This is a genomic window from Ralstonia sp. RRA, assembly GCF_037023145.1.
GTDB lineage: Bacteria > Pseudomonadota > Gammaproteobacteria > Burkholderiales > Burkholderiaceae > Ralstonia.
In genome coordinates this window covers 877,025-890,041 of record NZ_CP146091.1, presented here as the reverse complement: position 1 = coordinate 890,041, position 13,017 = coordinate 877,025, and the positions used below count along the sequence as shown (strand labels likewise).

14 protein-coding genes are annotated in these 13,017 nt (G+C 64.9%); 4 read left to right on the top strand and 10 right to left on the bottom strand.

The window, feature by feature from the left end:
• Positions 1 to 30: 30 nt before the first annotated feature.
• On the top strand, positions 31 to 1,008 hold the full coding sequence (locus V6657_RS04355; protein ID WP_048931875.1) for a LysR family transcriptional regulator: 978 nt from the start codon (positions 31 to 33) through the stop codon (positions 1,006 to 1,008).
• A gap of 140 nt (positions 1,009 to 1,148) precedes the next feature.
• Positions 1,149 to 2,318, top strand: coding sequence for an ABC transporter substrate-binding protein (locus V6657_RS04350; RefSeq protein WP_048931874.1), 1,170 nt, complete (start codon positions 1,149 to 1,151; stop codon positions 2,316 to 2,318).
• 13 nt (positions 2,319 to 2,331) lie between these two features.
• Here V6657_RS04350 and V6657_RS04345 read toward each other — a convergent pair whose 3' ends face one another.
• The 10 genes from V6657_RS04345 to V6657_RS04300 form a co-directional block, all read right to left on the bottom strand.
• Positions 2,332 to 3,033: an ABC transporter ATP-binding protein gene (locus V6657_RS04345; RefSeq protein WP_048931873.1), complete on the bottom strand. Its 702-nt coding sequence runs from the start codon at positions 3,031 to 3,033 to the stop codon at positions 2,332 to 2,334.
• The gene (locus tag V6657_RS04340) at positions 3,026 to 3,799 is read right to left on the bottom strand and encodes an ABC transporter ATP-binding protein (RefSeq protein ID WP_048931872.1); all 774 of its coding nucleotides are present in this window, start codon (positions 3,797 to 3,799) and stop codon (positions 3,026 to 3,028) included. Before V6657_RS04340 ends, V6657_RS04345 begins: the two co-directional genes overlap by 8 nt.
• On the bottom strand, positions 3,796 to 4,830 hold the full coding sequence (locus tag V6657_RS04335; RefSeq protein WP_048931871.1) for a branched-chain amino acid ABC transporter permease: 1,035 nt from the start codon (positions 4,828 to 4,830) through the stop codon (positions 3,796 to 3,798). The genes V6657_RS04340 and V6657_RS04335 overlap by 4 nt, the downstream gene beginning before the upstream one ends.
• Positions 4,827 to 5,696, bottom strand: a complete 870-nt coding sequence (locus tag V6657_RS04330; protein ID WP_048931870.1) for a branched-chain amino acid ABC transporter permease — start codon at positions 5,694 to 5,696, stop codon at positions 4,827 to 4,829. The genes V6657_RS04335 and V6657_RS04330 overlap by 4 nt, the downstream gene beginning before the upstream one ends.
• Positions 5,697 to 5,780: 84 nt before the next feature.
• Complete coding sequence (gene pcaC, locus V6657_RS04325; RefSeq protein ID WP_048931869.1) at positions 5,781 to 6,176, bottom strand: 4-carboxymuconolactone decarboxylase; 396 nt, start codon at positions 6,174 to 6,176, stop codon at positions 5,781 to 5,783.
• On the bottom strand, positions 6,169 to 6,978 hold the full coding sequence (pcaD, locus tag V6657_RS04320) for a 3-oxoadipate enol-lactonase (protein ID WP_048931868.1): 810 nt from the start codon (positions 6,976 to 6,978) through the stop codon (positions 6,169 to 6,171). The genes pcaC and pcaD overlap by 8 nt, the downstream gene beginning before the upstream one ends.
• Before the next feature lie 22 nt (positions 6,979 to 7,000).
• Positions 7,001 to 8,362: a 3-carboxy-cis,cis-muconate cycloisomerase gene (locus V6657_RS04315; RefSeq protein ID WP_048931867.1), complete on the bottom strand. Its 1,362-nt coding sequence runs from the start codon at positions 8,360 to 8,362 to the stop codon at positions 7,001 to 7,003.
• Positions 8,363 to 8,369: 7 nt separating this feature from the next.
• Complete coding sequence (gene pcaF / locus V6657_RS04310; protein ID WP_048931866.1) at positions 8,370 to 9,572, bottom strand: 3-oxoadipyl-CoA thiolase; 1,203 nt, start codon at positions 9,570 to 9,572, stop codon at positions 8,370 to 8,372.
• Positions 9,573 to 9,599: 27 nt separating this feature from the next.
• Positions 9,600 to 10,262: a CoA transferase subunit B gene (locus tag V6657_RS04305; protein WP_048931865.1), complete on the bottom strand. Its 663-nt coding sequence runs from the start codon at positions 10,260 to 10,262 to the stop codon at positions 9,600 to 9,602.
• Positions 10,259 to 10,948, bottom strand: a complete 690-nt coding sequence (locus tag V6657_RS04300; protein ID WP_048931994.1) for a 3-oxoacid CoA-transferase subunit A — start codon at positions 10,946 to 10,948, stop codon at positions 10,259 to 10,261. The genes V6657_RS04305 and V6657_RS04300 overlap by 4 nt, the downstream gene beginning before the upstream one ends.
• A 314-nt stretch (positions 10,949 to 11,262) precedes the next feature.
• On the opposite strand from V6657_RS04300, the gene V6657_RS04295 reads away from it, so the two are divergent.
• Entirely contained in the window at positions 11,263 to 12,054 is a 792-nt protein-coding gene (locus V6657_RS04295; protein ID WP_048931864.1) for an IclR family transcriptional regulator, read from the top strand.
• Positions 12,055 to 12,144: 90 nt separating this feature from the next.
• Positions 12,145 to 12,747, top strand: a complete 603-nt coding sequence (locus V6657_RS04290) for a hypothetical protein (RefSeq protein WP_048931863.1) — start codon at positions 12,145 to 12,147, stop codon at positions 12,745 to 12,747.
• Positions 12,748 to 13,017: the final 270 nt, after the last annotated feature.

Below are 13,017 nucleotides of genomic sequence, written 5' to 3'. Positions count from 1 at the left end.
TTTATCGCCCATTCAGATAGTGCGATTGCCATGTCCACGCTGCCCGACTTTGACCTGAACCTGCTGCCCATCCTGCTGGCCTTGCACGACGCACGCAGCGTGAGCATGGCCGCACAGCAGCTCGGTATGAGCCAGCCTGGCGTGAGCACGGCGCTGGCCAAGCTGCGCACGGCGTTCGATGACCCGTTGTTCGTGCGCACCTCGCACGGCATGGAACCGACGCCGCGTGCGCTGGCCCTCATTCCCGCCGCGCGTGATGTGCTGGCGCGCGTACAGCAGGGGATTCTGGAGACGGGTGCCTTCGACCCGGCCACCACCACGCACCTGTTTTCGATTGCCCTGTCGGACGTGGGCGAGATGGTGTTCCTGCCCCGCATCATTGAGGCGATGGCGCGAGAGGCACCGGGGGCATCGGTGCAGTCCGTGTCGCTGCCGCCGGCGCAGATCGAGCGTGCGCTGGAGACCGGCGCGCTCGATCTGGCCGTCGGCTACTTTCCCGACCTGAAGAAGAACAACTTCTTCCAGCAGCGGCTCTTCACGCATTACTTCACGTGCATCGTGCGGGCGGACCACCCAGTCACGCGTGGCGGCAACACCAAGCTGTCGATGGCGCAGTTCCTGGAGTACGGCCATGCCGTGGTGCGTGCGGAAGGACGCAGCCAGGAGTTGTACGAACGCTTTCTGGAGCGCAAGCGCATTCGCCGTACACCCGCTCTGCTCACGCCGCACTTCATGAGCATTCCGTTCATCCTCGCGCGCACGGACTTGATTGCCACAGTGCCGCATGCGGTGGGTCTGTCGTTCATGCAATCGCACGCCAACATCCGCGTCATGGAGCCGCCGCTGGAACTGCCCAGCTTCGACCTCAAGCAGCACTGGCACCGCAAGTTCCATAACGATGCGCGCAGCCAGTGGTTCCGCGCACTGGTGGCATCGCTGTTTAACGACGAGGCCGACGAATGGCGCGAGCCCGGTCATGCACCGGCCAAGCGCAAACACACCAAGTAGCGACCTTACGACGCTCGTTCACTATACGAACACTCGGTTGCAATGCGAACACGAAGCCTTTAGGATCGTCGCCACGCGCAGGCGACGCCACTGCCCTGAGTTTCCGGCCCACGCTTGCCGATCAACCTTTGGAGACCTTCATGAAACGTCGTGTGCTGCTGCTGACTGCCGTTGCTGGTGCGTTGATGACCGCGTTGCCCGCCTTTGCGGATGAGCCAATCAAGATCGGCCTGATTGCGCCCTTCTCCGGTCCCTTCGCCGACTACGGCAAGCAGATGGAAGACGGCATCAAGGCGTATCAGAAGCTGCATGGCACAACCGCCGGTGGGCGTCAGGTGCAGATCATCATGAAGGACACGACGGGCCCGGTGCCGGATGTCGCCAAACGGCTCGCACAGGAATTGGTCGTACGTGACAAGGTCGACTTTCTGGCCGGCTTCGGCCTCACGCCGGAAGCGCTGGCTGTGACGCCCATCGCGCAGCAGGCCAAGAAGCCGATGGTGATCTTCAACGCTGCGTCGTCGTCCATCACCACCAAGTCGGATTACGTCACGCGCGTGTCGATGGCGTTGCCGCAAATCTCCGCGCCGATCGCCTCTTGGGCACTGAAGAACGGCATCAAGCAAATCGCCACCGTGGTGGCCGATTACGCGCCCGGCATCGACGCGGAAAACGCCTTCAAACAGACCTTCACCGCAGGCGGCGGCCAGGTGGTGGAAGCCGTGCGCGTACCGCTGCGCAACCCGGAATTCGCACCGTTCATCCAGCGCGTGAAAGACACCAAGCCGCAAGCCGTGTTCGTCTTCCTGCCGGCCGGCGAGCAAGGCGTGGCGTTCATGAAGGGCTTCCGTGAGCGCGGGCTGGCGCAGGCCGGCATCAAGGTCATCGCCACGGGTGACCTGACGGATGACCACGTGCTGCCGGCGATGGGGGACTCGACGCTGGGCGTGATCACGTCGTTCCACTACTCGGCGGCGCACGACTCGCCGCAGAACAAGACGTTCCTGAAAGCCTTTGCTGAGGCCAACCCTGGTGCAGGCCGCCCCAACTTCATGGCGGTGGCCGCGTATGACGGCATTGGCGCGATCTACGACGTGATCAACAAGCTCGGCGGCAAGATCGATGGAGAGAAGGCGATGGCCGCCTTCAAGGGTATGAAGATCGACAGCCCGCGTGGACCGATCACCATCGACCCCGCTACGCGCGATGTGGTGCAGACGGTCTATATCCGCAAGGTGGAAAAGGTCGGCAACGAGCTGTACAATGTCGAGTTCGACAAATTTGCCGACGTGAAGGACCCGGGCAAGTAAGCCGTCTTCCGCCTCAGGCGACTGCCACAAGCCGCTGCAGCAGCGGTTTGTCGGCAAGCAGATCGGCGCTGCTCGATGCGTGGACGATACGCCCGCGATCGAGCACCAGCGCACGCTGCGTCAACTCCAGCGCCAGGCGCGCGTGCTGCTCCACCACGATCACCGCCATGCCGCCCTCGTCCACCAGCGCACGGATGGCGCGGCCGAGCTCCTGCACGATGATCGGCGCGAGACCTTCCATCGGCTCATCCAGCAACAGCAGTGCAGGATTCGTCATCAACGCGCGGGCGATGGCCACCATCTGCTGCTCACCGCCCGACAGCTGATTGCCGAGATTGCGGCGCCGCTCCTGCAGGCGCGGGAACGTCTTGTAAACGCGCGCGACATCCCAGGCGCCGGGCCGTGCGACGGCGGTCAGATGTTCTTCCACCGTCAGCGACGGAAACATCCACCGCTCCTGCGGCACCCAGCCCAGCCCTGCCCGCGCACGCTTGTGCGGCGCCACCTTGGCGATGTCCGCGCCTTGCCAGCGGATGCGGCCGCCATGCAGCCGCGTGAAGCCCATCAGCGTGCTTAGCAGCGTCGTCTTTCCGACGCCATTGCGGCCCAACAGCGCAAGGCTGCCACCCGCTTCCAGCGTGAACGACACATCATCGAGCACGATGGCGTTGCCATAGCCGGCGGTCACGTTTTCAAACGCGAGCAACTCAGGCATGTTCAGCCTCCCCGAGGTAGACCTCACGCACGCGTGGGTCGGCAGCAATCTCCTGCGGCGAGCCTTCGGTCAGCACGCGGCCGGCCACCAGCACGCTGATCCGCTCGGCAAAGCGGAAGACGAGGTTCATGTCGTGCTCGATGAAGAGGATGGTGATGTCGCGCGGCAGGCTGGCGATCACCTCGAACAACTCGGCGCTCTCTCCGGCGGGAATGCCGGCGGCGGGCTCGTCAAGCAATAGGATGCGCGGCTGCGTGGCCAGCGCGAGCGCAATCTCCACCAGCCGCTGTTTGCCATACGGCAACGCATGCGTTTGTGCCAACGCATCGGCGCCGAGTTGCAGGCGGCACAGCAGCGCCATGGCTTCGTCACGCACCTCATTTTGCTTGGCGACCGTGCGATGCCATTGCCATGCAACGCCCATGCGCTCGAAGATGGCGAGCATCACGGACTCCAATACCGTCAGCCCCGGGAACAACGTGTTGATCTGGAACGTGCGCGTGATGCCGCGCTTGACGCGCCGATGCGCGGGCAGGCGCGTGATGTCTTCGTCGCCGAGCAATACCTGGCCAGAGGTGGGCGCAAACGCACCGGTCAGCAGATTGATGAAGGTCGTCTTGCCCGCACCGTTGGGGCCGATCAGCGCATGGCGCGCACCTGGCGCGAATGACAGCGAGATATCGGAGTTGGCATGAAAGCCGCCCCAGCGCTTGGACAAACCGCGTGTGCTGAGCGTCGGCGTGGGATGCATCGTCGGCGCGTTCATGCGGCACCGCCTTTGCGGGCACGCCAGGCCTTGATGGCGGAAACCGCCGCCTCCAGCCCACCCAGCAGGCCGCCACGCGCAAACAGCACGATCACCATCAACAGCAAGCCGATCCAGAACTGCCAGTAGACCGGGTTGATACCGGAGAGCACGTCCTGCGCCACCATGAACACCGCCGCGCCGATCAGCGCGCCGTACAACCGACCCGCACCGCCCAGCACCAACATGATCAGCAGCTCGGCCGAGCGCGAGAAGCCCAGCGAATCCAGTCCGACAAACTGCGTGGTCTGCGCGAGCAACCCGCCGGCAACTCCGGCAATTGCCGCGCTTACCGTAAACGCCGCCACCAGGCGCATGCGCACATTGGCACCAATCGCCGGCATCCGTTTCGGCCCCTGCTGAATGCCGCGCAGCGACAACCCGAATGGCGAGCGCACCAGCCGGCGCAGCAGCACAAACACCACAAACAGCACGACCAGGCTGTAGACGTAGGCCGTGCGACCGGCCAGATCGAATTCAAAGGTGCCGAGCAGGTTGCTCATGGTCACGCCCGAGAGGCCGTCGACGCCGCCCGTCAGGAACGCCATCTTGTTGGCCGCCTCATACAGCATCAGGCCGATACCGAGCGTGACCATCAATCGCGTCAGATCCTGCCCACGCACCACGAGAAAGCTCACGCAGAAGCCCCCCAGCGCAGCGACAATCGCGGCGGCGGCCAGCCCCGTCAACGGTTCACCCCAACCGTGCGCCGCCAGCAGCCCTGCCGTATAGGCGCCCAACCCGAAGAAGCCCGCATGCCCCAGCGACACAATGCCCGCGTAGCCGAGCACCAGGTCAAGCGACAGTGCAAACAGCCCCACGATCAGCACCTGGCTGCCGAAGACCAGGTAGTCCGGAAAGAGAAAGAACACCGCGATCGGCACGCACCAGAACGCCATCTCCAGCGCCGACCAGCGCGCATCGGGCAAGCCGTGCACCCGTGTGGACTCTGCGGGCTGTGACGCACGCATCAACTGCTGCAGCATGCTCATGCGCGCCTCCCCAGCAGGCCGCTCGGAAATAGCACGAGCAGCACCACCATCAATCCGTAGATGACAAACGCGCCGATCTCCGGCACGTAGTACTTACCGGCCACGTCGAACACGCCCAGCACCAGCGCTGCCAGCAGCGTCCCCTTGATGGAGCCCGCGCCACCCACCGCGACCACGAGCAGGAAGTACACCATGTACTTGATCGGGAACGACGGATCGAGCCCGAGCACGTCGATACCCAGCCCACCACCCAACCCCGCCAGCCCAGAGCCCAGTGCAAACGTGACGGAAAACACCAGGCTCACGTTGATGCCCAGCCCGGCCGATGCCTGCTGGTTGTCCACCGACGCCCGCACCTGCGCGCCAAAGCGCGTGCGGTCGATCAGCCACGCCAGCAGCGCTGTCAGTACGACCACCACGCCGATCAGGAAGAGCCGGTAGCGCCCAACCTCCAACGCACTGCCGAATACGCTCAGTTGCCCGCGCAGCACCTCTGGCAACTCAACCGGCTGCTGCGCCGGCCCCCACACGTAGGTCGCCCCTGCCATCGCCATGAAAACGAGTGCGATGGAGAACAGCACCTGATCCAGCGGACTCGCACGATAGAGCCGCCGGTACAGCGTGCGCTCCAGCACAAACCCGATGGCCGCGGTGACAAGGAAAGCAATGGGTAGCGTCGCCAGGAACGGCACGCCAAGACGGTTCATCAACACCACGCACACGTAGCCGCCCGCCATGGCGAACGCGCCGTGTGCAAGGTTGATGAAGTTCATCAGGCCCATCGTGACCGACAGGCCGATGCTGATCAGGAACAACAGGCTGCCGTAGGCCAGCCCGTCAAACAACACACCCAGCGCACTGAGCATGGGTCTCCTCCTTGGGTCTGTTCTGGCTCGGCGGCCAGTTTGCCCGGTCTGTGTTGCGTGGTGTCTCCCCCGAGACGAACTGTCCTACTTACCAGCGGCCTCCGCATCCATCTCAGCAAACACGGTCTGCGCGAGGTGGAAGGCATGGTTGGCGGCCGGCACGCCGCAGTAGATGGCGGTCTGCAACAGCGTCTCCTGAATCTCGTCGCGCGTCACGCCGTTGTTGGAGGCCGCGCGCAGGTGCAGACGCAGCTCGCCGTCGCGGCCCAGCGCCACCATCATCGCGATCGTCAACAGGCTGCGCGTGTGGCGCGGTAGGCCGGGGCGCGTCCAGATCTCGCCCCAGGCGTAGCGCGTGATGAGGTCCTGGAACGGCGCGGTGAGTTCGGTCTGTGCGGCGTTGGCACGATCAACATGCGCGTCGCCCAGCACGGCGCGCCGCACCTGCATGCCGGCGGCGTGGCGTTCGCGATCATCCATGAGCGACCTCGCGTGCGACACCAGTGGTCAGGAAGCTGACCAACGCTTCGGTATAGCCGTCACTGTCTTCCCAGTTGGAGAGGTGGCCGGCCGGGAGCTCCACGTACTGCGCGCCCGGCACGTCATCGGCGATGCCCTTGGTCTGCGCGGCAGGCGTGGAGATATCGTGCGTGCCGCCAATCACCAGCATCGGCACGCGGATGTTCGGCAGTTGCGCACGCAGGTCCGCATCGCGGATCGCGGCGCAGCAACCGTTGTAGCCCGCGGTGGGCGTGGAAAGAAACACCTTCATGAAGCCTTCGATCTGGGTCGGATTGGCCTCGGGATAACGCGGTGAAAACCAGCTCAGCAGCTTGTCGGTAATGGCCGTCATGCCGCCGCGCTCCACCAGCGCGATACGGTCGTTCCAGCCTTGCTGTGTACCGATGAGCGGGGCGGTGTTTGTCACCACCATGCGCGGGAAGCGTTCGCCGTGATACGCCGCCAGCCACAGGCCGGTCAGCCCCCCCATCGACAGGCCGCAGAACAGCGCGAGGTCAATGTCATAGTGATCGAGCAGCGCGAGCACGTCGCCGCCGAGCTGCGCCACGCCGAACGGCGCATCCGGCACGCTCGACTGGCCGTGGCCGCGCTGGTCATAGCGCAGCAGGCGGAAGTGCTGGCGCAGCGCATCCAGCTGCGGCGCCCACATACCGAGATCCGTGCCCAGCGAGTTGGACAGCACCAACACCGGCTTGCCCGCCTCGTGTGTGTCGTCGAATTCGTGATACAGGCGCACGTTGTCGTGTTCGAGCCAGGGCATGGTGTCTCCGGGGATGTCGTGTTCAGGCGTGGCGGCGGGCGTGTTCCGCAAGGACGCGGTCAACGGCGGCGCCCGCGTCGCCAAGGTAGTGGTTGGGGTCGAGCAGCGCATCGAGCCGTTGCGGCGTGGCGCTGCCCCAGATGCGCAGGACGTCGGCGTCTTGGGCCAGCACGTCGTGCAGTGTTCGGTTGTCTTGTACGGCCTTGCGGCTGGCGGCTTCCACCACGTGGTGTGCTTGCAGGCGGCCAAGATCTGCACCCAGTGCCAACATCACAGCCTCACCGAGGATCAGGCCATGTGTGAGATCGAGATTGGCCCGCATGCGTGCCGTATCGACATGCAAGCCTTCAGCGACCTCGCGCATGCGGTCCAGCGCGCCTGCAGCCAGGCACACCATCTCTCTTAGCGTTGCCCACTGCGCCTGCCAGCCACCGAGCGCACGTTCGTGTTCCTGCGGCAGCGCAGACAACAACGTGCTCGCCAGTCCGGGCATGCGTGTGGCCGCCGCCAATACTGTCGCGCACCCAACCGGATTGCGCTTGTGCGGCATGGTGGAAGAACCGCCCTTCCCCGCACCCGATGGCTCCGTAACTTCGCCCACCTCGGTCTGCATCATCAGCGAGAGATCGCGCGCGAAATGTCCCAGCGTGCCAGTCAGCAGCGCGAGCGTCGCGCCAATGTCGGCCACACGATCCTGCTCGCCATGCCACGACAGCGTGGGCAGTGGCAGATCGAGTTCATGCGCCAGCGCCTGCGCCACAGCACGGCCGTGCTCACCCAGGCTGGCAAGCGTGCCCGCTGCGCCACCGAACTGCAGCACCGGCACATGCGTACGCAGCGCGGCAAAGCGATCCTGCGCGCGGTGCACCGCTTCCAGCCAACCGGCGACCTTGCGCCCAAACGTCGTCGGCAAAGCCTGCTGCAACCATGTGCGCGCCACCATCGGCGTGTTGCGATGGCGCTGCGCCAACGCGGCCAGCGCATCGGCCAGATTCTGCAGATCCGCTTCGATCAGCGCGGCCGATTGCTTCCATTGCAGCATCAGGCCGGTGTCGATGATGTCCTGGCTGGTGGCGCCCCAATGCACGTAGCGTGCAGCATTTTCGTCGTGCTGCGCCACGGCAGCGGTCAGTTGCTTGACCAGCGGGATCGCCAGATTGCCCGCGCTCGCAGCGGCATTGCCGAGTGCCTCCAGATCAAGTGTCGCTTTAGCGCACACCGCGCGGATCGGCGCGACGGCTTCCGCCGGAATCACGCCGACTGCACCTTCGGCCTGCGCAAGCGCCGCCTCTACGTCGAGCATCGCGCGCACGGTGGCCCCGTCAGACCACACCGCCAGCATGGCCGGCGTGGAGAACGCGCGATCGAACAATCCGCTGGTCATGGCGATATCAAACGCGTTCGATCACCAGCGCAATGCCCTGGCCTACGCCGATGCACATCGTGCACAGCGCATAGCGGCCACCGGTGCGATGCAGCTGATACATCGCCGTCGTCACCAGGCGCGCACCGCTCATGCCGAGCGGGTGACCCAGCGCGATGGCGCCGCCGTTCGGGTTGACGCGCGGGTCGTCATCCCGCAAGCCGAGCTGGCGTGTGACCGCCAAGCCTTGCGCGGCAAATGCCTCGTTCAGCTCGATCACGTCCATTTGATCGATCGTCAAGCCCAGCTGCTTGAGCAGCTTCTGCGAGGCCGGCGCCGGGCCGATACCCATCACGCGCGGCGGCACACCAGCGGTCGCCATGCCGACAATGCGCGCACGCGGCGTCAGGCCAAAGCGTTTTGCCGATGCCTCGTTGGCGAGCAGCAGTGCGCAAGCGCCATCGTTCACCCCCGAGGCATTGCCGGCGGTGACCGTGCCGTCCGGGCGCACCACGCCCTTGAGCTTGGCCAGCGCTTCCATGGTGGTTGCACGCGGATGCTCGTCGCGGCTCACGACAATGGCGTCGCCCTTCTTCTGCGGAATCGTCACCGCGGTGATTTCCTGCGCGAGCGTGCCGTCTTCCTGCGCACGCGCCGCGTTGGCCTGGCTGCGCAGCGCAAAGCGGTCCTGGTCTTCGCGGTTGACGTTGTAATCGGTGGCGACGTTCTCAGCGGTTTCGGGCATCGAGTCGACGCCGTACTGCGCCTTCATCAGCGGGTTGATGAAGCGCCAGCCGATGGTCGTGTCATAAATGGCGGCATCGCGTGAGAAGGCGCTGGCGGCCTTGCCCATGACGAACGGCGCGCGGCTCATGCTCTCCACGCCGCCGGCGATCATCAGCGAGGTCTCTCCGGCGCGGATGGCGCGCGCGGCCGTGCCGGTGGCATCCATGCCCGAGCCGCACAGGCGGTTGATGGTCGAACCCGGCACGCCCTCGGGCAACCCGGCCAGCAGCGACGACATGCGCGCCACATTGCGGTTGTCTTCACCAGCCTGGTTGGCGCAGCCGAAAATCACGTCGTCGATGGCCGACCAGTCGACCTGCGGATTGCGCGCCATCAGCGCCTTGAGCGGCACCGCGCCCAGGTCATCCGCGCGCACGGCGGACAGGCTGCCGCCGTAGCGGCCGATGGGGGTGCGGATGGCGTCGCAGATAAAGGCTTCGGTCATGGTGGTTTGTCTCCAGCAATGTATGCGTTATGAGCGACGCAGCGGCGCGGCCGTCAGCGTCTGCAGCGACTCGAAATCGAGGCCCTCAGCCATCTCGCGCACCACCAGCCCCTCGGGGGTGATGTCGATCACGGCAAGGTCGGTGTAGATGGTATCGACACAGCCGACGCCCGTCAGCGGATACGTGCACGACTGCACGATCTTGCTGTCGCCCTGCTTGGTCTGGTGCTCCATCATCACAAAGACCCGCTTGGCCCCGATGGCCAGATCCATTGCCCCGCCCACGGCCGGAATCGCATCCGGTGCGCCGGTGTGCCAGTTGGCCAGATCACCCGTGGCCGACACCTGGAAGCCGCCGAGCACGCAGTAGTCGAGATGGCCGCCTCGCATCATGGCAAACGAGTCGGCGTGATGGAAGAACGACGCGCCAGGCTTGATGGTGACGGGCTGCTTGCCTGCATTGATGAGGTCTTCATCCTCGTCACCAGGTGCGGGTGCCGGGCCCATGCCGAGCAAGCCGTTTTCGGTGTGCAGGATGATTTCGCGGTCAGCAGGCAACTGGTTGGCCACCAGCGTCGGCAGGCCGATACCGAGGTTGACGATGGAGCCGTCAGGAATATCGCGCGCCACGCGGGTGGCGATCTGGTCGCGCGTCCAGCGCTTGAATTGGGTGGTTGCTTCGGCACTCATGCGGCCTCCTTGGCTTGTACAGCGCTGCCGAGTTGGACGACACGCTTGACGAAGATGCCGGGCGTGACGATGTGCTCCGGGTCCAACGCGCCCAGCTCCACCGTCTCGCTAACCTGCGCGATGGTGCATTTGGCCGCCATGGCCATCACCGGGCCGAAGTTGCGCGCGGTCTTGCGGTAGACGAGGTTGCCCCAGCGGTCCGCCTGCAGCGCCTTGATGAGCGCGTAGTCGGCGGTCAGCGGCAGCTCGAACACGTACGGTTTGCCGTCAATGATGCGCGTCTCCTTGCCCTCCGCCAGTTGCGTGCCGTATGCGGTCGGGCAGAAGAAGCCGCCGATGCCGGCGCCCGCAGCGCGGATGCGCTCGGCCAGATTGCCTTGCGGCACCAGTTCCAGCTCGATCTCGCCGGCGCGGTAGAGCGCGTCGAACACGTAGGAATCGGCCTGGCGCGGGAACGAGCAGATGATCTTGCGCACACGGCGTGCCTTGAGCAGCGCGGCAAGGCCTGTCTCGCCGTTGCCGGCGTTGTTGTTGATGATGGTGAGCCCACGTGCGCCGTGGGCGATGAGCCCGTCGATCAGCGCAGCAGGCATGCCAGCGGTACCGAACCCGCCGATCATGATGGTGGCACCGTCAGGGATATCGGCCAGCGCGGCCTCCACAGTCGGACAAATCTTGTTGATCACGTGCATTCTCCGGCAGGGGCGCCACGCATGTTGATCGCCTGGCGCCGCTCGGAGCATCGCGGGGCCGGAAATGGCCGGGCCGCGAACGCGCGGCCTGCGAGTCTCCTGATTAACGACTGGATCGACACAGGCCTTTGCTGTCCGGCCCACGCTCCCTTTTGTTCGACGTACGAACTCACGTTCGATCCAAGAACTAATCTACGCCCGGGCTCCCACCCATGTCAAGGCGTACGCATGGCGATCAGGCGTTCGAGTAGCGAAATCTGTGGAATGTCAGTAGTCTTGAGGTCAGTACTCCGCTTTCGCTTCCCTGCATGTCCACCGCCGAACTTCCCGCCGAAAAACCCAGCGATTCCTACGTGCAATCCTTCGCACGCGGGTTGTCCGTCATCCGCGCATTCAATGCGGAGCGGCCTGAGCAAACGCTCTCCGAAGTTGCCGAAGCAGCCGGCCTCACACGTGCGGGCGCCCGCCGCATCCTGCTCACGCTGGTGAGCCTGGGCTACGTCAGCTTCGAAGGGCGCCTGTTCCGGCTCACGCCCAAGATTCTCGACCTGGGTTTCGCCTATCTCACCTCGATGCCGTTCTGGAACCTCGCCGAGCCGGTGATGGAAGAACTGGTGCAGACGGTCCATGAGAGCTGCTCCGCCTCGGTGCTCGACGGCACGGAAATCGTCTACGTGCTGCGCGTACCCACGCAGAAGATCATCGCGCTGAATCTGGCGGTAGGCAGCCGCCTGCCGGCGTTCTGTACGTCAATGGGGCGCGTGCTGCTGTCCGGCCTGCCGGAAGATCGGCTTGACATCGTGCTGCGCGAATCCGACCGCCGCGCGCGCACGCAGCGCACCGTCACCGAAGTCGATGCATTGAAGGCGGTCATTGCCGGCGTGCGCCAGCAGGGCTGGGCGCTGGTTGACCAGGAGTTGGAGGAAGGGCTGATCTCGCTGTCAGCGCCGATCCGCAATCGGGCGGGCGATATCATCGCCGCCATGAACATCAGCGGGCAGGCCAACCGTACGTCAGCCAAGCAGATGACCAAGCAGTTTCTCGGGCCATTGCAGGAAGCGGCCGAGCGCATCTCGGCCATGGTGCGTGTGCGGACCTGATCGCAAGCAAGTTGCGTGCGATTGGGTGCATTAGGCGCCTCGCATCCCGGCGTTTTTTTCAATAAAATTGTGGCTTCGTGGGCAAAGAGGATGTCTGTGACTCAACACGCCGCCATTCGGATCGGTCTGGATGTGAAAGGCCGCCTGCGTTGCCGTCAGACGAGTGGTCGGGCAAGCGCTGCGCGCGCCCTGGCGATTGCCCTGCCGTTGCTGGCCTGCCCCCTGTGGGCACAATCGCAGTCCTTGGCTGGAGCTTCTGCCCTGCAGGAGCTGACTCCGCTGGCACGCATGCTGGTCGGTGCCGCCACCGGCCGCAGCACCGCCGCAGCCGGCGTGCCTGCCCTCACCGGCCCCGCCCGCAATACCGACCGCGCGCTCGCCCAGGCTTGCACGGAAATCAACCGTTTCACCCCCATCCCGCTCGACCGGGAGACCGCGCTTGTGCAATGCACGCTGGCGCAGAAGAAGAACCTCGTCTTCCTTATCACGCTGACCAACTACGCGGCGCACTCGGCGGCGTCGCAGGGTTTCCGGCTGAACTTCGTGCCGATCCTGCAGAAGAACATCTGCAACAACGGCGACGTACGCATCCTGACGCGTCTGGGCCTGAGTCTGGTCTACCGCTATCGCGGCAACGACCATGAGATGGTCGGCGACGTGCCCATCAACGAAACCATCTGCGGTGCCCTGTAAGACAAGCGCACGGCACCGGGAATCCCCCGATGGAGCCGGTTCGGTTGCCATGTCATTAATGGCAGCCCATGTCTTCTTTCCATAACAAGCACGCCGTGCCTCAATCCTGCCGCGCCTGCATTTGAGCCACCGCAGCCAGCGCTCCAGACAACCCGCAAAACCGCCCGTGCAATTCGCCCCAACCCATTTGCCAGCCTGCGTTTGTGCCAGTCGGCATGGTCTATAGTTGGGCGACTTGCGCTGCCGTCATATGGTTATCCGGATAGCGAG

Coding starts and splice junctions, on each gene's coding strand:
- V6657_RS04355 (WP_048931875.1), top strand. CDS start 31: ATGTCCACGCTGCCCGACTTTGACCTGAACCTGCTGCCCATCCTGCTG.
- V6657_RS04350 (WP_048931874.1), top strand. CDS start 1,149: ATGAAACGTCGTGTGCTGCTGCTGACTGCCGTTGCTGGTGCGTTGATG.
- V6657_RS04345 (WP_048931873.1), bottom strand. CDS start 3,033: ATGCCTGAGTTGCTCGCGTTTGAAAACGTGACCGCCGGCTATGGCAAC.
- V6657_RS04340 (WP_048931872.1), bottom strand. CDS start 3,799: ATGAACGCGCCGACGATGCATCCCACGCCGACGCTCAGCACACGCGGT.
- V6657_RS04335 (WP_048931871.1), bottom strand. CDS start 4,830: ATGAGCATGCTGCAGCAGTTGATGCGTGCGTCACAGCCCGCAGAGTCC.
- V6657_RS04330 (WP_048931870.1), bottom strand. CDS start 5,696: ATGCTCAGTGCGCTGGGTGTGTTGTTTGACGGGCTGGCCTACGGCAGC.
- pcaC (WP_048931869.1), bottom strand. CDS start 6,176: ATGGATGATCGCGAACGCCACGCCGCCGGCATGCAGGTGCGGCGCGCC.
- pcaD (WP_048931868.1), bottom strand. CDS start 6,978: ATGCCCTGGCTCGAACACGACAACGTGCGCCTGTATCACGAATTCGAC.
- V6657_RS04315 (WP_048931867.1), bottom strand. CDS start 8,362: ATGACCAGCGGATTGTTCGATCGCGCGTTCTCCACGCCGGCCATGCTG.
- pcaF (WP_048931866.1), bottom strand. CDS start 9,572: ATGACCGAAGCCTTTATCTGCGACGCCATCCGCACCCCCATCGGCCGC.
- V6657_RS04305 (WP_048931865.1), bottom strand. CDS start 10,262: ATGAGTGCCGAAGCAACCACCCAATTCAAGCGCTGGACGCGCGACCAG.
- V6657_RS04295 (WP_048931864.1), top strand. CDS start 11,263: ATGTCCACCGCCGAACTTCCCGCCGAAAAACCCAGCGATTCCTACGTG.
- V6657_RS04290 (WP_048931863.1), top strand. CDS start 12,145: ATGTCTGTGACTCAACACGCCGCCATTCGGATCGGTCTGGATGTGAAA.